We start from the raw sequence: 18,687 nt of genomic DNA on the forward strand, positions 1-18,687 counted from the left end.
ATCAATCGGAACCCAGAACCGGGTAGCAGCCTTCGCTGATAATCTCCCCGCTCATTCCCGGCACAAAGCTCATCAAGGGCGAATTGAACTCGATTTCGATCGTCACTTCGTTGGCATTCAAGAGCTGGCGACAGCTGGTGCCATCTTGCGGCGTGACATCTGCTTCCAAAATAGCCACGCCCAGACCACGTGCGCGGTTCTTGGCGAAGGCTTTGGCCTTGGCATCGGTATCGCAAACCGAATCCATCGACATGCAGCGGGAGGTACTATAGGCGACCTCGTCCAGCGTGTGACGTGTCCACAGCAAGCGCGAAAATTCGATCAAACCGATCAGCATGGCGATAAATATAGGCGCCAATAATGCGAACTCGATGATCGCTGCACCGCTGCGGCAGGCCATCATCTGGCGGATTTTCAACATCATTGCAGCCGCACCGTGGCTTCGCGTTGCAAATCCGTGTCAGACAAAACACTGCCCGGCAGCACCAATGGTTCATAACTGCTGCGCGCTTCAATAGTAAGATAATAGCCGGATGTTGACCCACCGGTTGCTCCGCCGCCGCAGGGTTCTCCGCAGGCGCCGGTCGGCTGATATGAACCATCGGTCTTGAGACAGGAGCAACTGCGGGAAAAATTGGTGCAGCTGCCTGAAACGCCATTGCATTTCAGCGTGACGGTCAGGTTCGCATCTTCGGCCAGTGCTCGCACCTGATTAGGCAAGTCGTCGAAGGCGACACTGTCCGCATTGCGGAACGCCACCATGCTGCCTGCAGAAACCGCTTCATCCAGCTTGCTGCGTTCGAGATAGAAGGCGCCGAAATCAAGAGCTGGAAGAGCCGCCAGAAAAAACAGCGTGGTGTAGAGCGCAAACTCCACCAGAGCAGCGCCCTTTTCATCACTTCGAAGTTTGCGCAGGAACTTCTGCATCAGCGCACCAGCCGGATACCGCCGGTGCTGCCGCCATCGTCACCGCTGGCGTCATCGATAGCGGCACAGGCAGACCCTGTCTGCGCGCCCCCCGACACGACAATCTCATCCGCGACCAGACTGAAACAATGCCCGTCATTCAGTGTTGAATTGCCGCCCGTCATGGTGACTTTCGAATGGGGCAAATGCACAATCCCGGAAAAGATACTCTGAGAACCGCCGCTCCAAGTCGTGTTTGATGATGTCAGACTGTCGATCAGAAGCTGAGCAATCTGTCCGCCCGTCACTCCTTCATTCGGGGCTATAAGCTTGGTTTTGGCACCACCTGCCAGATTCAGCGTTCCAGCGAGAATGAAGCTGACATCTACCCCGACCATTTCGAAACCGCTGATATCCTCGTCTGCCAGCCTCGGGCCGTAGGTCTGCCCGGAGAGTGGAGTGGATTGCGGCCAAGTCGGACTGCCACCGGTTCCATTCACAAAGTCGCCGTTGACCGTATATCGTCCTGCCCCGAACAGGACTGAGCCCTTCACTCTCAAATCACCATTTACATAGTGGTTAGCGGTCTTGCCAAAGACGATAATACTGCCGCCTTCGGTGTCGATATCACCATCGGCACTGAACTTGCCATCTTTCATATACATCCGCGCACCGCCACCAACCTTGATGGCAGTGTGATGGGAATCCCGGCCAATCAGTATATCGCCCGCGCCAAGTTCGAGCGTGCTATCGCCACCACTCAGATCGACACCCCCGCGGGAAATGAAATCACCATCCCCCAGCCATGCGGTTCCGCCGCCTGACACCTTCAGACCACCGAAGAAATGGTTGCCCTTGCCCATTTTGAGATGCTGCCCGCCGCCAAGCTGCATAGTACCCACGATGGTCACATCGCCATCACCTTTGACGTTGGTGCCCTCAAAATTCACCGCTCCGGCGCCGATCCACAACGCACCATCGCCGATTGTCACACCGCTGGAGCCACTGTTGAAACCGCCGTTTACATAAAGATCCATGTCGTTGAACTTGACCGTCGATCCGCCGCCGATCGAAAGTCCGTTCCGGACAGTTATCCTTGATCCGCTCTCAAAGCGAACGGTTATGCCACCTGCGACCTCCAGCCTTCCGACCGTGTAATTGCCTCTGGGGACATAATATTCTCCGCCATATGGGGTGGTGCGATAGCCAGCGACTGCAGAGCTGGGTGACCAGCTGAAGGACCAGTCGCTGCCGGACGGAGTTGTCGGATTTGTCAGTGCCGGGACTGTGTCGGCATGGCCGATCTGGCTTCGCGCGGAAGCGAGTGCAGGATCGTTTGCCAGTGGATCGGACAAAGCTGTTTCGCCCTTCGTCCGATCCTTTGACGGCGTTACCTGCGAATTCCACTCCGGAGCGCTGAATTCACCCGCATAACGGATGCTTTCCGCATTAAGTGCACCCGATTGCGTGCTGACGTCGCCGCTGCCCGAGATAATGTCATGGGCGGTGACCGATCCGCTGGTGTTTACGATAGATCCGATCGCAGCAACCGTGCAGCTTGATGCGCTGATAGACGCGCCGCCGCTGACTTTAATGGCCTGACTCCCAGATGACAGCGCGAGGAAACAAGGAGCGGCGAAGGGTTTTTCGCCGCCCATTGAGGCATAGGCTTCTGCCTCGACATCATAACTGCCCGAGAAACCAAGCACGCTGGCCAGCATATAGGGCACGCTTTTGCGCACCGTGACATGCACGGCCTTATCGCCCGCATTGGGGAAGTCCTCGACCAATTCTGCATTAATGGTCGCACCGCTCAGCCCGTTGGCCAATGCGATGTCGCGCGCCGAAGGCGTCAGTACTGAGGTGTTATCCGCCGAACTATAGGCCATAGCCGCGCCCAGCGCGCCCAGATCTGCCGCGCGCTGATTAAAGACGCGCTGCTCGTACCCTCGATTGAGATCGAAAGCGAGGCCCAGCGCTCCGATCACAACGGGCATCGACAAAGCTGCGATAGTTGCAACACTTGCCGAGCTGTCTCGCCTGATGCGCCCAAAGGCCCTGCGTAGCCGGTATAATCCGCAGTGTTCCATGAGCCAACACTAGGCGCATAGTAGTTAAGATTGGCTTTAAGCCCATCCTTTCCCACCTGCCCGGCCGGGAAAGAGCTCCTGACGCAAAGCGCCAGCTGTAAAGGTAAATAGAGCGCCCCTAGCGGCCATTCAGAGAATTAAGTGGCGCCTGCTTACCGCTTTACCTACCGCTCCAGCTGGGGTCGCGCTTCTCGATAAAGGCCTGCATACCCTCGCGCTTGTCCTCGGTTCCGCTCAGCACGTTAAACAATCGCCGTTCATGCTGAATGCCCATGTCGAGCCCCAGTTCAAAGGCCGCATTGACGGCTTCCTTATTCGCCATCGCCGCAAGTGGCGGCATGGATGCGATAGTTGCGGCGGTTTTCAACGCATCGTTCAACAAATCTGCTGCGGGGACTACGCGCGCGACCAGCCCAGCTCGCTCTGCTTCCTCGGGATCCATCAATCGTCCGGTCAGCACCAGCTCCATCGCCTTCGCCTTACCCACTGCATGGGTCAGACGCTGGCTGCCGCCCATTCCGGGCAAAACGCCGAGCTTGATTTCCGGCTGGCCGAATTTGGCCGTGTCGCTCGCCAGAATGAAGTCGGCCATCATCGCCACTTCACAACCGCCACCCAGGGCAAAGCCGTTGACTGCGGCGATCCAGGGTTTGCGAATGGCGCGGGTAAAATGGCTGGTCCAGCGAGAGAAGAAGTTCTCACCATAGAATTCAGCGAGCGGCTTCTCAGCCATTTCCTTGATATCGGCGCCAGCCGCAAACGCTTTTTCACCAGCACCGGTCAGCACCGCGCAGCGCTGCGTATCGTCCGCTTCAAACGAGCCGAAAGCCTCGATCAATTCTTCGAGCACCTGACTATTAAGCGCATTCAAGGCCTTAGGCCGATTGATTCTCACTAAAGTTACGGCGTCGTGCTGTTCGACCTGGATAGTTTCAAAAGTCATGGTCACCGCTCCTACTATGATGAAGCTAATGCTGCAAATTGGGTAGATTGCGCGAAGGTAAAACTGCTGATACGCGCAAATCATGAGTTATTGCGATACATGTGTGGTGCGCAACCGGGCGATTTGCGCTGCGCTGGATACAAATGAGCTGGAAGCGCTCAACAAGATTGGTCGTCGGCGCATGCTGGAGCCGGGCGATTCGCTGATCTGGGAAGGTGACGATTCGGTTCTGGTCGCCAATGTCATTGATGGCGTACTCAAACTCTCGACCGGCACCGAAGACGGGCGCGAGCAGATTGTCGGCGTCGTCTATCCCGCCGATTTCATCGGGCGGCCCTTTGGCTCGACCACGCGTCATAGCGTTACGGCCCTGACCGAAGCGACGGTTTGCGTGTTTGCGCGTGGTGATTTTGATAATTTTGCCGCCGAGCATCCGGGGCTGGAACACAAATTGCTGCAGCGTACGCTGGCGGAACTGGACCGGACGCGCCGCTGGATGTTGTTACTCGGTCGCAAGAATGCCGAGGAAAAAATCGCAACCTTCCTGATGGATATGGTCGAAAGGCTGGGCAAGCCCGAGGATGGTGACCGTGAAGTCACTATTGCCCTGCCGTTTTCCCGCCAGCAGGTTGCCGATGTGCTGGGGCTGACCATCGAAACAGTCAGCCGCCAGTTCACCAAGCTGAAGAAGGAAGGTGTCATTGACCTTCCTTCTCGCCGCGAGGTCGTAATCCTCAACCGCACTGCGCTTGAGGATCGCGCCGGTTAAGCATCAGAAGCGGAATGCAACACCCGCACTGAGGAGCCACGGATCAATGTCGTGACGGGTGGAGATAACTTCTTCACCATTGGCGAACCAATGGGCAGAGCTTTTCAGGAAATACCGCTTGGCATCCAGAGTAAGCGCCATGCCGTTGTCTCCGACGGGGATATCCACACCGGCCTGAAGAGCAACACCGAACTTGTCGTTCATGCGGAACTTGTCAGCACCCAGTCCAACAGCCGCTTTGCCAGGCTTTTCATCAATGAAGATGAAATAGGACGGGCCAGCACCGACGTAAGGACGGATCGCGCCATCGGGAGCGAAGTGATATTTCACGGTCAGCGTTGCCGGAATGATCTTGGCATCGGAAACGAGTTCCGCGCCTTCCAGCGAACCGGAGCTGACATCGACATCATGCTGAGTCACGCAGCAGATCGTTTCCAGCGAGATTGAATCAGCGAGGAAATACTCAATCGCCACGGTGGGCACGAAATTGTCATTCGCTTCGGTTTTAAGATCCGCAGGCAGGCCGATTTCATCCACTTTGACCTTGGACAGGTCACCATCGGGCATAACATAGGTCCCCAGAACCTTGATCTGAAGGCGCCCTTCAGAATCGGCTGCATGTGCGGGAGCCGTGAAAGAGACGGCGGCGGCGGCGAGCGCTGCCATTGCTGCTGTCTTACGCATCAATTCATTCCTCATGCACCGTAGTTGCCGCCCTGTGCGGCAAGGATGAGTACGGCGTCGGGGATGCATTTGTGTCCAATTCGCCCGCCAAACATTGATGCGGCTCAAATTTGAAGAAATGTGATCTTTCTTTTGTCACATTGGCGCCCGCCCCGCCCTGTTCAGGCAGATCACTCGGCAGAATCCATGCTTTTCACCCCCATCAGCACCAGTTCCCTTTCGGGATCGAATCTGACTGTCACGGTGTCCCGGATGGCGGACTCTCATCGGCATATGGTCATCACCTGCCCCTCATTTGCATGAAGGCCCCAACCATCTGCCTCCCTGGAGCAGGAACTGAGACTCCAAACACCCAAAAATGACATCATAGGATATTCAAGGCGTTATTTCCCATCACTCCTGAATCAACAAGCGCCCCGGTTGCAATTGCTGGCAGAATAGGAAAGCTGAACATTGATTTGACACTAATCAATGTTTTCTGGGCACCGCGCTGTCAGGGGACATGCATCGAGATTCCAAGGGAAGGGAAACTCCATGGAAAGCGTTCTTTCGCGCGCCGGTATCTGGTTCGTGTTGGTCATCGCCGCCTTTCTGGCGATGGCAGCAGCACAGGATAGCGGCTTCGCAATTCATATGGGTATTATAATGGCCGCCGCCCTGATCGGGCTGTGGTTTACTATTAGCAAACCGGATTATTCCGCCATTGCGCGCGGTATTTTGCGCGTCCCGGCCGATGAGTCACTCTATTATGACGATGTGGTTCGCTGGGGCGTTATTGCCACTGTCTTCTGGGGCATGGCTGGCTTTCTGGCTGGTCTGTTTATCGCTCTGCAGTTGGCCTATCCGGTTTTGAATCTGGGGTTTGAATACACGACCTTCGGGCGATTGCGGCCGCTGCACACGTCGGCTGTCATCTTCGCGTTCGGGGGCAACGCGCTGATTGCCACCAGTTTTTACGTGGTGCAGCGTACGTGCCGGGCGAGGCTTGCCTTCCCTGGTCTCGCCCGCTTCGTCTTCTGGGGCTATCAGCTTTTCATTGTGCTTGCGGCCACCGGCTATCTGCTCGGGATCACGCAAGGCAGGGAATATGCCGAGCCTGAATGGTATGTCGACCTCTGGCTGACGATCGTCTGGGTTGTTTACGCTGCGGTGTTCATCGGCACGATTGTGAAGCGTTCCGAACCACATATCTATGTCGCCAACTGGTTCTATCTCGCCTTTATCCTGACGATTGCCATGTTGCACATCGTCAACAATCTGGCGCTGCCAGTCAGCCTGGTTGGTTCGAAGAGCTATTCCGCGTTTGCCGGCGTGCAGGATGCACTGACGCAGTGGTGGTATGGCCATAATGCGGTGGGCTTCTTCCTGACCGCAGGCTTCCTGGCGATGATGTATTACTTCGTCCCGAAGCAGGCCGAACGTCCGATCTACTCCTATCGCCTGTCGATCATTCACTTCTGGTCGCTGATCTTCCTCTACATCTGGGCCGGTCCGCACCACCTTCATTATACGGCTCTGCCCGACTGGGCGCAGACGCTCGGCATGGTCTTCTCGATCATGCTGTGGATGCCGAGCTGGGGCGGGATGATCAACGGCCTGATGACGCTGAACGGCGCCTGGGACAAGATCCGCACCGATCCCATCATCCGGATGTTTGTGATGAGCCTTGCTTTCTATGGCATGAGCACATTTGAAGGCCCGATGATGAGCATCAAGTCGGTCAACTCGCTGAGCCATTATACGGACTGGACCATTGGTCACGTTCACTCTGGCGCACTGGGCTGGAACGGTATGATCACCTTCGGTGCAATCTACTTCCTGACGCCGCGTCTGTGGAAACGGAGCCGTCTGTATTCGCTGCGAATGGTGAACTGGCACTTCTGGCTCGCCACGATCGGCATCGTTTTCTATGCCTCCTCCATGTGGGTGGCCGGGATTACGCAGGGCCTTATGTGGCGCGAATACGGGGCTGACGGTTATCTGGTGAACAGCTTCGTCGAAACGGTTGCCGCACTTCACCCGATGTATCTGATGCGTGCCTTTGGTGGCTTGCTCTATCTCAGCGGCGCGGTGTTGATGGTGATCAATGTCTGGGCCACTATCCTTGGCAAACTGCGCGAGGAGGCTCCGATGAGCGATGCCACATACGACCCCGCAGCCGACCGGCCGCTGGCCGGCCGCCCCGCCGAACAGGGAGCCTGAACCATGAGCCTGACAGAACGTCACAAAAAGCTTGAACGCAATGTCACTCTGCTCGCCGTTGCCGCCTTTGCGGCGGTAACGGTCGGCGGGATCGTGGAAATCGCGCCATTGTTCTGGATCGACAACACGGTTGAGAAAGTGGACGGGATGCGTCCCTACACTCCGCTCGAACTGGCCGGACGCGACATCTATATCCGTGAGGGTTGCTACAACTGTCACAGTCAGATGATCCGCCCGTTCCGTGACGAGGTGGAACGCTATGGCCATTACAGCCTGGCTGCGGAAAGCATGTATGACCACCCGTTCCAATGGGGGTCAAAGCGCACCGGGCCGGATCTGGCGCGTGTGGGCAATCGCTATTCGGATGAATGGCATGTCCAGCATCTGATCGATCCGCGTTCGGTGGTGGGTGAAAGCATCATGCCGCCTTATGCCTTCCTGAAGGACAATGATCTGGAAGTCAGTCAGCCTTCTGAACGGCTGGCAACGCTCAGGAATGTGGGCGTGCCTTATACGGATGATGATGTTGCCAAGGCAGAGACCGATCTCGTCGCGCAGGGTGATCCCAATGTCGACGCGGACGATCTCGCGACCCGTTATCCCAAGGCCCAGATCCGTGATTTCGATGGCGATCCAAGCCGTCTGACGGAAATGGACGCGCTGGTCGCTTATCTTCAGATGCTCGGCACGCTGGTCGACGTGAACGGCGCAACCGCTCAGGAAGAGCTGGCGCATAATCTGGCCACCGCTCAGGAAGACAAGCAGGATAATGCCGAGGAGGCGCAGCAATGAGCCTCTACGACACCCTGCGTCACTTTGCTGACAGCTATGCTCTGCTGTTCATGTTCGGCGTATTTTTCGTGCTCTGTGCCTGGCCGTTCCGGCCGGGCGCAAAGCGGCATTCTGATGATGCGGCGCATATGATTTTCAAGGACGAAAATGATGGCGAATAAACGGATCGACAAGCCAACCGGCACCGAAACCGTCGGCCATGAATGGGACGGAATCGAAGAACTGAACACCCCGCTGCCACGCTGGTGGCTGTGGACCTTCTACGCCTGTATCGTATTTGCGATTGGCTACACCATTGCCTATCCGGCATGGCCGATGGTCAACAGCGCCACCAAGGGGATGCTTGGCTGGACGAGCCATGAACAGCTGGCGAAAGAAATGGCCAAGGCTGACGAAAGCAAAGGCGCCATTCGCGCAGCTCTGGCCAAGATTCCGATCGAACGCCTGCCCGAAGATAGCGAACTGATGCGTGCGGCCGTGGCCGGCGGTCGGGCCGCCTTCAAGGTCAATTGCGTGCAATGCCACGGCGCCGGCGCAGCCGGTAGCAAGGGATATCCGAACCTCAACGATGATGACTGGTTGTGGGGCGGTGATCTCAAGGCGATCACCTACACGCTGGAACACGGCGTTCGTCAGCCTGATGGTGAAGATACACGCTTCAGCATGATGCCCGCTTTCGGTGCCGATGGCATCCTTACCAGCGCGCAGGTAAGCCAGGTGGCAGACCATGTGTTGAGCCTGTCCGGTAAGGCGAAAGATAACGCCGCTGGCGCGCAAATCTTCGCGGATAATTGCGCCGTCTGTCACGGTCCTAACGGTAAGGGGATGCGTGAATTTGGCGCACCCAACCTTACCGATCCGATCTGGCTGTATGGCGGATCGCGCGAGGATGTGATCGCAACGGTTACCAATTCGCGTTACGGTGTCATGCCCGCCTGGAAAGACAGGCTGGATCCGGTCACCATCAAGATGTTGGCCGCTTATGTTCACTCGCTGGGGGGCGGCGAAGATTTTGTGGAGGTCGCCGAAGATCCGGCGACGGAGGTAGATGAACAATCTTGAAACCCGCCCGCCCGAATCGTCTGCTGCAGCGACTCCCGAGGATCTGACACGTCACGATCCGACGGAACCGCCGCAGCATGAGGTTCCCCTCAATCTTTACGAAAAACGTAAAGGCGTCTTTCCGCAAAAAATCGACGGGAAGTTCCGCAGGTTCAAATGGTTGGTAATGCTCATTACCTTGGGCATCTATTACATTACCCCATGGCTGCGCTGGGATCGGGGGCCATATGCTCCCGATCAGGCCGTATTGATCGATCTCGCCCATCGCCGTTTCTACATGTTCGGCATCGAGATCTGGCCACATGAATTCTATTTTGTAGCCGGTCTGCTGATCATGGCCGGAATCGGCTTGTTTGTGGTGACCAGCGCGGTCGGCCGCGCCTGGTGCGGCTATAGCTGCCCGCAAACGGTCTGGACCGATTTGTTCCAGCATGTTGACCGGTTGATCGACGGTGATCGCAATGCCCAGATTCGTCTGGCCAAGGCACCCCTCAGCCCATCCAAGTTTTTCCGCCGCACATTCAAATATGCAATTTATCTCTTCATCGGATTCTGGACCGGCGGTGCATGGATCATGTATTTCGCTGATGCCCCCACTCTGGTGCGTGATTTCTGGTCGGGTGAAGCTGCACCGACTGCCTATATCACTGTCGCCGTTCTCACCCTGACCACCGTCGGTCTCGGCGGGTTCATGCGTGAGCAAGTGTGCATTTACATGTGCCCCTGGCCGCGCATTCAAAGCGCCATGCTCGATGAAAAATCGTTGCTCGTCACCTATAAGGACTGGCGCGGTGAAAAGCGCGGCAGCGTAAAGAAAGCAGCCAAGAATCCTGAAACTTACGGCGATTGCATCGATTGTCATCAATGTGTCGCCGTCTGCCCCACCGGAATCGATATTCGTGAAGGGCCGCAAGTCGGCTGCATAACCTGCGCCCTCTGTATTGACGCCTGTGACCGGGTGATGGCCGAAGTTGGTCGTCCGCGGGGTCTGATCGACTATGCTACGCTGGAAGACTGCGAGCGCGAGGCTGCGGGTGAAGAACCGCGCCCCGTATGGAAAACGCTGCTCCACCCGCGCACGATCGCTTATTTCAGCATCTGGGCAGCGATTGGTCTCGGCTTGCTCTTTGCCTTGGGCAATCGCGATCATACCGACATCTCTGTCGCACAGGACCGCAATCCGCCTTATGTGATGCTCAGTGACGGCTCAGTCCGTAACGCCTACACTGTGAAATTGCGGAACATGGAAAGCCGGCCTCGCGATATGCGCATCGCGTTGGAAGGCTTGCCGCAAGGTGTTATGTGGACCGATGCAATGGGTCGTGAAGATGCCGCAAGTACACTCATCCAGCGAATGCCCGCGGATGCTACACAGGCATTTCGTGTCTATGTGGTTCAACCGGCAGATGTGGCCAAAGATGAGTTCACCTTCACGGTTACCTCACTGGATAAGCAAGCCGAAACCGACAGCAATGAAGCGCGCTTCAACGCGCCGGAGTAACCGCTATGAGCAAGGCCCGATCACGCAAGTTCACCGGCTATCACATGACCGCCATATTGATCGCTTTTTTCGGCGTGGTGGTTGGCGTCAATATGCTCATGGCACGGTTTGCTACCTCCACCTTTGGCGGGATCGTCGTGGAGAATTCCTATGTCGCCAGCCAGCAATTCAATGGCTGGCTGCGCGATGCAGAAAAGCAAAAGGAACTGGGCTGGGAACCGCGTATTTCCTGGCGCCCGGATGGCCAGATCGTCCTGTTTGTGGATAATGCGCCTGACGATGCGGTGGTTGAAATGAAGGCTTATCACCCGCTGGGCCGCCTGCCCGATCGGCATATTCATCTGGAACGGCAGAGCGACGGCAGTTTCATGTCTCAGGAAAAGCTGCCCGATGGCCGCTGGACCCTGCGTTACAGCGTCAGCGCCGATGGCGCGATTTCCAGATTTGAGGAAGACCTGCAGTGACTGCCCTGGCTGAAACCGGCGGCAAAGCAGACGGGGCCAGCCAGCATACGGTTCTGGCCGTACCCGGCATGCATTGCGCGGGCTGTATGAGCAAGATCGAACGCGGCCTTGCCAAAGTTGACGGAATTGATGGCGCCCGTGTCAATTTGTCCGCGCGCCTTGTTACCGTGACCCATGACCCTGCACTCACCAGTCGCCGGCTGGTACAAGAACTGGATCAGATCGGGTTCGAGGCGCAGCCACGCCGTGATGAATTGAGCGCGCCGGTGTCCGCCGTGAAGCCTCTGCTTGCCCCGCTGGCCGTGGCAGGTTTTGCGGCGATGAATGTCATGCTGCTTTCCGTCAGCGTCTGGTCCGGAGCAGAAGGTGCCACAAGGTCAATGTTCCATTGGCTCTCGGCACTGATCGCGATCCCCGCCATCGCCTATGCCGGACGGCCTTTCTTCAGCTCCGCTTGGAAAATGCTGCGCCATGGGCGCACCAATATGGATGTGCCGATTTCCATCGGCGTGATCGTCGCATCCGGGTTGAGCCTGTATGAAACCATCGTTGGCGGCAAAGATGCGTGGTTCGACGGCGCATTGATGCTGCTGACCTTCCTGCTGGCTGGCCGCATTCTGGACGCGATGATGCGCGACCGTGCGCGCGCCGGCGTGGATGCCCTGCTCAGCCAAGCCGCTCAGGGGGCCATGGTGGTGAGCGCGGATGGCGCCTTGAACTGGCACGAAGCCAAGGATCTGCAGCCCGGCATGGTGATGCGTGTCGCCGCCGGTGAACGCTGCGCAGCCGATGGCACTGTTGCCAGCGGTACCAGCCGCTTCGATCAATCGCTGCTGACCGGTGAAACCCGTCCCGTGCCGCTGCATGATGGCGATCAGGCATTGGCCGGTACGCTGAATATCGATGCACCGGTTGATGTGACCGTTTCCGCCGCAGGGCAGGATACTACACTGGCCGAAATCGCGCGATTGATGGAAGCGGCCAGCCAAAACCGCTCCCGCTATGTTCGCATCGCCGACCGTGCTGCCCGGCTCTATGCACCCGCCGTTCACTCGCTCGCTGCGCTGACCGTCGTGGGCTGGCTGATTGCCGGTGCCGGTTGGTATCAGGCGCTGGTCTTTGGCGTTGCCGTGCTGATCATCACCTGCCCTTGCGCGCTGGGCCTTGCTGTCCCGGTGGCACAGGTCGTCGCCAGCGGCTCCCTGATGCGTCAGGGGATCATGGTGAAAGATGGTGCTGGACTGGAAAGACTGGCCACGGTCAACCGTGCGTTGCTGGACAAGACCGGCACGCTGACGCAGGGGCAGCCCTTGCCTGATCCAGCCGTGATCGCCAGCCTGCCAGCTGAAGATGCCGCCATCGCTCTCGCCATGGCATCCAACAGCCGGCATCCGCTTTCACGCTCACTGGCCCAGGCCCTGACGAAGGCTGGCCACCGCGCCGCCGCCATCACCGAGGTAGAGGAACGCCCCGGTCTGGGTGTATTTGCGCAGTGGAAGGGTCAGGCGGTCGCCCTGCGCCGACCCGATCACAGCACGCGCGTGGCGGTGGCACTGGAAATTCCGGGCAAGCCGATCTGGCTCATCCCCTATAGCGACCAATTGCGCCCCGATGCCGCCGCCGCATTGCAGCGGCTTGGCAAAATGGGAATCGAATGCACCATCCTGTCGGGCGATGGATCGGACGCCGTGGCCGTCGTGGCCCGTGCCACCGGCCTGACCGCGCAGGCTAATGCCCGCCCGCAGGATAAGCAGGAGGCGATCGACCGGCTCAAAAATGCCGGCAAGCGCGTCCTGATGGTGGGCGACGGACTGAATGACGGCCCGGCCCTCGCCGCCTCGGATGCCTCGATGGCGCCAGGGTCAGCCAGCGATGTCGGGCTGCAGGCGGCAGATTTCGTATTTATGGGTGAATCGCTCCAGGCCCTGCCCCGCGCCGTCACGACATCGCGGCGGACCATGGCCGTTGTACGGCAGAATTTCGGCCTCGCCATTGCGTATAATGTCTGCGCCGTGCCGCTGGCCGTGGCCGGTTTTGTCACACCATTAATTGCAGCCATCGCGATGTCGGCCAGTTCGCTGATCGTGGTTGCCAATTCGCTGCGACTGGCACGAGCGGCAAAGTGAACGGTTTACTGATCCTGATCCCAGTTGCACTGGGCCTGGGCCTGATGGGGCTGGCTGCCTTTTTCTGGGCCTTGCGCAATGGGCAATTTAGCGACCCGGATGGTGCGGCTAACCGCATATTGATGGATGAGGAAGAACCGGCTCCGCCCGCATCCGGTCACGAAAAAGGGCCACCAGAGACTGTGAACACGAATATTCAGGAGAGCGAATGATGCGCGTTTCCTTCCTGTCTCTCACCGCACTGCTTCCTGCGGCGCTCAACCCGTCACTTATCGCGCAGGCGGAGGGGATAACGCTGGCGCTGTGCGGCGGGGCGCCAGACCGGCCAGCCCTCACCATTCCACTGGATCAGCCGCCACTACCGGGCACGCCGGGCGCGGCCTGCTGCGCCAAAGGCTGCCATTCCTCTGAAAAGAAGCGCAAAAATAGCGAAACGGATCAAGCAGACGAAAATTGATCCTCCGCAATGATCGGGGAGGCTGCTACGCTAAACAGAGCTTATGTGGCCATATTATCCAGAACTGCTGGCAGTGCCCGTTCCGCGCTATACCAGCTTCCCGACTGCTGCCGAATTCGGCAGCGAGGTGACACCTGCCGATTATGAGGCAGCCATTGCGAAGGTGGAGGGTGATGTCTCACTCTATGTCCACATTCCCTTCTGCGAGAAGATTTGCTGGTATTGCGGCTGCAATACAGGCGCAGCCAATCGCAAGCAGCGGCTGGCCAGCTATCTCGATGCGCTACACCGCGAAATCGCCTTGGTGGGGGCAAGATTGCCCGCGGGTGCACGCGTGCGCCGCGTCGCCTTTGGCGGCGGCAGCCCCAACGCCATTGCACCTTACGACTTCGTTCGCCTGATTGATGAACTGACTCTCCATTTCCGGCTCGAAGATCCGATCTTTTCCATCGAGCTTGATCCACGGACGCTTACGGAAGACTGGGGGCCAGTTATTTCCGGTATCGGCGCCACCCATGCCAGTTTGGGCGTGCAGACGTTCTCAAGCCATCTGCAGGAACGGATCGGCCGCATTCAGCCGCTCTGCATGATTGAACGCAGTACCCGCATGCTCCGCAATGCTGGCATTACTTCGCTCAATTTCGATCTGATGTACGGTCTTCCGGGTCAGGAAATGGGCGATCTGGAAAGCTCGCTCGATCTGGCGAATCAGATGGGGGCCGATCGGATCGCCTTGTTTGGCTATGCCCATGTGCCGCACCTCATTCCGCGCCAGCGCCAGATTGATGCCAGCGCCCTGCCCGATGCGGATGCGCGTTTTAGCATGGCCCAATTTGGCCATACATATCTGACCCATGCGGGATATCAGCCGGTCGGCTTCGATCATTTCGCCCTCCCCGCCGATCCGCTGGCGCAAGCCGCAAAATCAGGGCAACTGAGCCGCAATTTCCAGGGCTTTACCGAGGATACCGCGCCGGTTCTGATCGGCCTTGGGGCGTCGTCCATCAGCAGCTTCCCCGATTTGCTGATCCAGAATGAGAAGAATAGCGGACGTTACCGAATGATGCTGTCTCAGGATCAGTTGCCTCTTGCCAATGGCATCAGCCGCAGCGCAGAGGATCAGAAGCGTGGCGAGATAGTCCGCGAATTGCTGTGCCACGGACGGGCGCGCATCACGGGCCAATTGCGGAATGAAGTTTCCGAACGGCTTGCTCCCTATCTGGATCATGATTTGTGCACCTATGAGGGGCAGGATCTGGTCATTTCCGCCGATGCCACGCCCTATATGCGCAGCATCGCCGCCGCCTTTGATCCCTACCGCAAACATTCCCCGCGACGCTTCAGCTCGGCAGTCTGAGCACGTTCCGTTTTTTAACGCCGGGCACCAATAACGGCATCACGCTTTTCCTTAAAAAGGAGAAATGTGATGCCGCTTTGGTTTTTCCCCACCTTGTTAGCCCTCTGCTCACTCGTCTGCCTTGGCTCCGCAATCTGGCTGCTCCTCAACCTGGCCAGTCTTTCGCGGATGTTTTCTGGTAACGCGGATGTCGTTGCTTCGCGCGATAGCAATCCAAAATCACGCTCTGCCATTTGGACCGCGCTTGTCCTGTTCAATGCGGGCTGGATCGGCGCGCTGATCATCTGGATGACTGCTTTCGGTGATACCGCTTCAAACGTCAGCTGAGCCCATTTGCGTAGGCAGCCTATGCATCGATACCGAGCAATGGGGCGCAGTGCGATAATGCGCAGCCAATAGAGCGTCGGCTTCCTGCACGAAAAGGGCGCCCACTCCCGCTGAGTGGGCGCCCTTGAACTGGCGGTTAGTCTTTGGAGAGGTCAGGCCGCCAGTTTGTCTTCCAGCTTGTCACCGGCCGCCCAGTTGCCGTGCAGCCCCTGACGCAGACGGATGGGGAGCTTCGCCCTGGCAATCGGCCCCTTTTCCAGATCCAGCGCATCGAAAATGCACAGGTCGGAATAGTTGGTCATGTGGTTATCGACCAACGCGACCAGCCAGCCATCACCTTCCGGTGCATCGGGCGAACGCGGGATGAAGCAGGGTTCCTGAATGGCGCCATCCGGGCCGCACCACCAGCTCTGTTCCTTGCCGGTTTCATGATCGTAGTGGGTCAGGGAATTGATCACGCCGACAAACGGGCCCTGCGGACCATTATAGGGCTTGTCGAAATCATAGGTGATCATCCAGCCATGGCGATAGGGCTTGCCCGCCATACGATCGTCGATCCGGGGGAATTCGCCCGGCATGTCGCCGATCTTCTCCATGCTGGTGATTTCATCCGTATTGGATGCCAGATCGACCATGAAGCGGTGAAGGAATGTGGTCGCTTCTTCCGGATTGAACGGCGTGCCATCCTTTTCAGGGAAGAACGGCAGGCTGCCCGTCTTGGAAATCGGCAGGTCGAAATAGATCTTCGTCCCGTCCTGATAGGCATTCATCACATGGCATCCGCAAACGCTGGGTTCCTGTTTGAACCAGCGAATATCGCTGCCATCGCCATCACGGCGCATCACGCCGAGATAGAAGGGCAATTCACGGTCATACCAGAAATGCGGGCGGTTCTGTTCCAGCGTTTCCCAGTCGGAGGAATAGGGTGAAACATTGAAGACCGCATAATCACCCGCAATCGCGAAATCATGCAGCATGGTGTAATAAGGCACCTGGAAATCGGCCCGGCGGACGATCTTGCCCTGCGGATCGATTTCGAAATAGCTGGCATCGCGGGTCAGATCACCCTTGGTCGCATAGCCGAAACCGCAGAAATTGCCGGTGTCGTGGTCGATCTTGGGATGGGCGGTGAAGGTCGGAATCTCCAGATCGCCGTCAAAATCGGTATAACCGTCCGTTTCCAGCGTGTTCTTGTCCATGATCAGACAGGGGCTGTCCTCTTTCATGGCAAAGAGCTTGCCGGCATGGACCAGCACATTGGTGTTGGCCGTGCCGCGAGGCACGCCTTTCACCGAGGGATCGTCGGTCAGCGGGTTACGATAGGCGCCAAACAAGGCATGGCCGGCCTCATTCTCACGCTTCCACTTTTCCGTCTTGGCATAGCGCTGGCGAAAACTGACCTTGCCGTCCTTGAAGCGGAACATGGATACCATACCATCGCCGTTGAAGAACTGGTCATTGTCATATTTGGGCGCGAATTGCGGGTCGGGATGGACACGGTAAAAAGCGCCATCCAGTTCCGCGGGAATTTCACCCTCGATCTCTATATCAGCGATGTCGCCTTCCAGCCGCACAAGGCGCAGAACGTCATCGAACAAGGGGGAATTAGGAAAATGTACCAAAGCGCCTCTCCTCAGGCCAAAACAGTCTCGTGATTTTCCAGCAGCATCGTGGCGGCTGCCGTGTTTGAAATCGGGATGTGATAATTGCGCGAAAGCTCCGTCACCGAACCGCGCATGGCGCCGCGCGCTGCAATCCAGTTGAGAATTTCAACGCCCTGACTGCCAGCGAGTTCGGCAATATCGAGCGAGGAATGCTGCAGCAGCGCCTCGGGATCGCGGGACAGATTATCCATGCAGAAGGTGTCATATTCGATATTGATATGACCGGCGCGTTCGCCCTCCAGCTGATGCGAGAGGCCGCCCGTCCCCATGACGACGATCTTCTCATCACCCGGCCAGCTTTCCAGTGCTCGGCCGACGGAGCGGCCAAATTCGAAGCAGCGCTTCGGGCTGGGCAGTGGATATTGCACGGTGTTGATCGCGATCGGCACAAGTTTGAAGGGCCAGCTTTCCTCTTCATCCGGCCAGGCCATTTCGACAGGAATGGCCAGCGCATGATCGACCAGCATCTTCTGACACATGGTCGGATCGAATTCGTCATGCACGACCTGTTCGATGATATGCCAGGAAAGTTCGGGCATGCCGGGATAGGGCTTGTACCCGGAAATACCCCAGCCTTCATCTTCATGCCGATAACCATCCGCCGCGCCTATGGCGAAGGTCGGTAGCTTATCGAGGAAGAAGTTGAGCCCGTGATCATTGTAAAAGCATACCAGCACATCGGGCTTTTCGCGCTTCAGCCAGTCGTGCACGGTATGCCAACCGTCGAAGAAGGGCTTCCAATAGGGGTCCTGCTTCAGTCCCTTGGCGATGGCCTGACCGATGCCGGGGACATGACTGGTAAAGATTCCGCCTGCGATCGTGCTCATGCTGTCTCTCCCTGAGTCTGCAGCTCTTTCAGCTTGGCCCCATGGGCGAGCAGTGCTGCCTTGAATTCATCAACGGTGGTGCCGGTCTGAAGTGCACCAATATCCTGCACGCCGAGCTTCAGAATGCCGGCCAGTTTGGCGAGATAATAGATATTGCCGCCAGCATTGAGCATGCCGATAACATCGCGCTCACGGATGGCCTTCTTGTGCTCTTCGCTGAGGTGGAAGCGCTCCATATAGGCTTCCTCATCTTCGGCGAAGGCGCGGCGATTGGCGTCTTCGTTAAAAGAAAAGCACATCTCATTAATGGCAAAGCCGCGCCGTGCAGCATCACCGTCAAAGACATAGGTGCCGGGGATCACTCGCTTGCCAGTGGCAGGCGGATCAAATGTTCCGTTCATTGTAGACCTCTCCTGATCGTCAAATCCAAATCAAGATGAGGGAAAGAAAAGCGGCGTGCCTTGCGCTAAATCAAAATTTTTCCAGCCAGTGATTCACACGACAATGTCTTGTCCC

The 18,687-nt window shown here is 57.6% G+C and carries 19 protein-coding genes and 1 pseudogene; 12 read left to right on the forward strand and 8 right to left on the reverse strand.

Annotated features, from left to right (window positions below; translation table 11 throughout):
- Window position 1: 1 nt before the first annotated feature.
- The 4 genes from GRI91_RS05140 to GRI91_RS05155 all read right to left on the reverse strand — a co-directional run bounded on the left by GRI91_RS05140 (window position 2) and on the right by GRI91_RS05155 (window position 3,939).
- The gene (locus GRI91_RS05140) at window positions 2-424 is read right to left on the reverse strand and encodes a TadE/TadG family type IV pilus assembly protein (protein ID WP_160735564.1); all 423 of its coding nucleotides are present in this window, start codon (window positions 422-424) and stop codon (window positions 2-4) included.
- Window positions 421-927 carry a TadE/TadG family type IV pilus assembly protein gene (locus GRI91_RS05145; protein ID WP_160735565.1) on the reverse strand — a complete coding sequence of 169 codons (507 nt, stop codon included), beginning with the start codon at window positions 925-927 and terminating at the stop codon, window positions 421-423. The genes GRI91_RS05140 and GRI91_RS05145 overlap by 4 nt, the downstream gene beginning before the upstream one ends.
- Entirely contained in the window at window positions 927-2,903 is a 1,977-nt protein-coding gene (locus GRI91_RS05150; RefSeq protein ID WP_237437677.1) for a pilus assembly protein TadG-related protein, read from the reverse strand. The genes GRI91_RS05145 and GRI91_RS05150 overlap by 1 nt, the downstream gene beginning before the upstream one ends.
- A gap of 253 nt (window positions 2,904-3,156) precedes the next feature.
- Window positions 3,157-3,939 (reverse strand): enoyl-CoA hydratase-related protein, encoded by a 783-nt coding sequence (locus GRI91_RS05155; RefSeq protein WP_160735567.1) that lies wholly within the window; start codon window positions 3,937-3,939, stop codon window positions 3,157-3,159.
- 82 nt (window positions 3,940-4,021) lie between these two features.
- Between GRI91_RS05155 and GRI91_RS05160 the strand changes: the two genes are divergently transcribed.
- Entirely contained in the window at window positions 4,022-4,708 is a 687-nt protein-coding gene (locus GRI91_RS05160) for a Crp/Fnr family transcriptional regulator (RefSeq protein ID WP_160735568.1), read from the forward strand.
- A 3-nt stretch (window positions 4,709-4,711) separates the two neighbouring features.
- On the opposite strand, the gene GRI91_RS05165 is transcribed toward GRI91_RS05160, so the two are convergent.
- Window positions 4,712-5,392: an OmpW/AlkL family protein gene (locus GRI91_RS05165; protein WP_160735569.1), complete on the reverse strand. Its 681-nt coding sequence runs from the start codon at window positions 5,390-5,392 to the stop codon at window positions 4,712-4,714.
- 534 nt (window positions 5,393-5,926) lie between these two features.
- On the opposite strand from GRI91_RS05165, the gene ccoN reads away from it, so the two are divergent.
- The 11 genes and pseudogenes from ccoN to GRI91_RS05220 all read left to right on the forward strand — a co-directional run bounded on the left by ccoN (window position 5,927) and on the right by GRI91_RS05220 (window position 15,680).
- On the forward strand, window positions 5,927-7,594 hold the full coding sequence (gene ccoN / locus GRI91_RS05170; protein WP_160735570.1) for a cytochrome-c oxidase, cbb3-type subunit I: 1,668 nt from the start codon (window positions 5,927-5,929) through the stop codon (window positions 7,592-7,594).
- A 3-nt stretch (window positions 7,595-7,597) separates the two neighbouring features.
- Entirely contained in the window at window positions 7,598-8,386 is a 789-nt protein-coding gene (gene ccoO, locus GRI91_RS05175) for a cytochrome-c oxidase, cbb3-type subunit II (protein ID WP_160735571.1), read from the forward strand.
- Window positions 8,383-8,547: a cbb3-type cytochrome c oxidase subunit 3 gene (locus tag GRI91_RS05180; protein WP_160735572.1), complete on the forward strand. Its 165-nt coding sequence runs from the start codon at window positions 8,383-8,385 to the stop codon at window positions 8,545-8,547. Before ccoO ends, GRI91_RS05180 begins: the two co-directional genes overlap by 4 nt.
- Entirely contained in the window at window positions 8,537-9,448 is a 912-nt protein-coding gene (gene ccoP, locus GRI91_RS05185) for a cytochrome-c oxidase, cbb3-type subunit III (RefSeq protein WP_160735932.1), read from the forward strand. The genes GRI91_RS05180 and ccoP overlap by 11 nt, the downstream gene beginning before the upstream one ends.
- Window positions 9,435-10,949, forward strand: coding sequence for a cytochrome c oxidase accessory protein CcoG (ccoG, locus tag GRI91_RS05190; protein ID WP_160735573.1), 1,515 nt, complete (start codon window positions 9,435-9,437; stop codon window positions 10,947-10,949). The genes ccoP and ccoG overlap by 14 nt, the downstream gene beginning before the upstream one ends.
- 5 nt (window positions 10,950-10,954) lie before the next feature.
- The gene (locus GRI91_RS05195; RefSeq protein WP_160735574.1) at window positions 10,955-11,413 is read left to right on the forward strand and encodes a FixH family protein; all 459 of its coding nucleotides are present in this window, start codon (window positions 10,955-10,957) and stop codon (window positions 11,411-11,413) included.
- The gene (locus GRI91_RS05200) at window positions 11,410-13,539 is read left to right on the forward strand and encodes a heavy metal translocating P-type ATPase (RefSeq protein WP_337190320.1); all 2,130 of its coding nucleotides are present in this window, start codon (window positions 11,410-11,412) and stop codon (window positions 13,537-13,539) included. Before GRI91_RS05195 ends, GRI91_RS05200 begins: the two co-directional genes overlap by 4 nt.
- Window positions 13,536-13,679, forward strand: a pseudogene (gene ccoS, locus GRI91_RS16010) (cbb3-type cytochrome oxidase assembly protein CcoS); the annotation flags it as partial. The gene GRI91_RS05200 and the pseudogene ccoS, both read left to right, overlap by 4 nt.
- Window positions 13,680-13,747: 68 nt before the next feature.
- Entirely contained in the window at window positions 13,748-13,996 is a 249-nt protein-coding gene (locus GRI91_RS05210; RefSeq protein ID WP_160735576.1) for a hypothetical protein, read from the forward strand.
- A gap of 43 nt (window positions 13,997-14,039) precedes the next feature.
- The gene (gene hemN / locus GRI91_RS05215; RefSeq protein WP_160735577.1) at window positions 14,040-15,353 is read left to right on the forward strand and encodes an oxygen-independent coproporphyrinogen III oxidase; all 1,314 of its coding nucleotides are present in this window, start codon (window positions 14,040-14,042) and stop codon (window positions 15,351-15,353) included.
- Between the two features lie 69 nt (window positions 15,354-15,422).
- Window positions 15,423-15,680, forward strand: coding sequence for a hypothetical protein (locus tag GRI91_RS05220; protein ID WP_160735578.1), 258 nt, complete (start codon window positions 15,423-15,425; stop codon window positions 15,678-15,680).
- 152 nt (window positions 15,681-15,832) lie between these two features.
- Here the strand turns inward: GRI91_RS05220 and GRI91_RS05225 are convergent, their stop codons facing one another.
- The 3 genes from GRI91_RS05225 to GRI91_RS05235 are packed head-to-tail and all read right to left on the reverse strand — an operon-like array spanning window position 15,833 to window position 18,572.
- Window positions 15,833-17,302 (reverse strand): lignostilbene-alpha,beta-dioxygenase, encoded by a 1,470-nt coding sequence (locus GRI91_RS05225; protein WP_160735579.1) that lies wholly within the window; start codon window positions 17,300-17,302, stop codon window positions 15,833-15,835.
- 11 nt (window positions 17,303-17,313) lie between these two features.
- On the reverse strand, window positions 17,314-18,171 hold the full coding sequence (locus tag GRI91_RS05230; RefSeq protein ID WP_160735580.1) for a class III extradiol dioxygenase family protein: 858 nt from the start codon (window positions 18,169-18,171) through the stop codon (window positions 17,314-17,316).
- Window positions 18,168-18,572, reverse strand: coding sequence for a protocatechuate 4,5-dioxygenase subunit alpha (locus tag GRI91_RS05235; RefSeq protein WP_160735581.1), 405 nt, complete (start codon window positions 18,570-18,572; stop codon window positions 18,168-18,170). The genes GRI91_RS05230 and GRI91_RS05235 overlap by 4 nt, the downstream gene beginning before the upstream one ends.
- Between the last annotated feature and the right edge of the window lie 115 nt (window positions 18,573-18,687).

Origin of the sequence: Altericroceibacterium endophyticum, assembly GCF_009827595.1 — a bacterium.
Classification (GTDB): Bacteria; Pseudomonadota; Alphaproteobacteria; order Sphingomonadales; family Sphingomonadaceae; genus Altericroceibacterium; species Altericroceibacterium endophyticum.

Bases quoted from the DNA above. Each gene is read 5' to 3' on its own strand.
- GRI91_RS05210 (WP_160735576.1), top strand. From the start codon at position 13,748: ATGATGCGCGTTTCCTTCCTGTCTCTCACCGCACTGCTTCCTGCGGCG.
- GRI91_RS05165 (WP_160735569.1), bottom strand. From the start codon at position 5,392: ATGCGTAAGACAGCAGCAATGGCAGCGCTCGCCGCCGCCGCCGTCTCT.
- GRI91_RS05220 (WP_160735578.1), top strand. From the start codon at position 15,423: ATGCCGCTTTGGTTTTTCCCCACCTTGTTAGCCCTCTGCTCACTCGTC.
- GRI91_RS05140 (WP_160735564.1), bottom strand. From the start codon at position 424: ATGATGTTGAAAATCCGCCAGATGATGGCCTGCCGCAGCGGTGCAGCG.
- ccoN (WP_160735570.1), top strand. From the start codon at position 5,927: ATGGAAAGCGTTCTTTCGCGCGCCGGTATCTGGTTCGTGTTGGTCATC.
- GRI91_RS05180 (WP_160735572.1), top strand. From the start codon at position 8,383: ATGAGCCTCTACGACACCCTGCGTCACTTTGCTGACAGCTATGCTCTG.
- GRI91_RS05145 (WP_160735565.1), bottom strand. From the start codon at position 927: ATGCAGAAGTTCCTGCGCAAACTTCGAAGTGATGAAAAGGGCGCTGCT.
- GRI91_RS05150 (WP_237437677.1), bottom strand. From the start codon at position 2,903: ATGCCCGTTGTGATCGGAGCGCTGGGCCTCGCTTTCGATCTCAATCGA.
- ccoP (WP_160735932.1), top strand. From the start codon at position 8,537: ATGGCGAATAAACGGATCGACAAGCCAACCGGCACCGAAACCGTCGGC.
- hemN (WP_160735577.1), top strand. From the start codon at position 14,040: ATGTGGCCATATTATCCAGAACTGCTGGCAGTGCCCGTTCCGCGCTAT.
- GRI91_RS05160 (WP_160735568.1), top strand. From the start codon at position 4,022: ATGAGTTATTGCGATACATGTGTGGTGCGCAACCGGGCGATTTGCGCT.
- ccoG (WP_160735573.1), top strand. From the start codon at position 9,435: ATGAACAATCTTGAAACCCGCCCGCCCGAATCGTCTGCTGCAGCGACT.
- GRI91_RS05155 (WP_160735567.1), bottom strand. From the start codon at position 3,939: ATGACTTTTGAAACTATCCAGGTCGAACAGCACGACGCCGTAACTTTA.
- GRI91_RS05195 (WP_160735574.1), top strand. From the start codon at position 10,955: ATGAGCAAGGCCCGATCACGCAAGTTCACCGGCTATCACATGACCGCC.
- ccoO (WP_160735571.1), top strand. From the start codon at position 7,598: ATGAGCCTGACAGAACGTCACAAAAAGCTTGAACGCAATGTCACTCTG.
- GRI91_RS05230 (WP_160735580.1), bottom strand. From the start codon at position 18,171: ATGAGCACGATCGCAGGCGGAATCTTTACCAGTCATGTCCCCGGCATC.
- GRI91_RS05235 (WP_160735581.1), bottom strand. From the start codon at position 18,572: ATGAACGGAACATTTGATCCGCCTGCCACTGGCAAGCGAGTGATCCCC.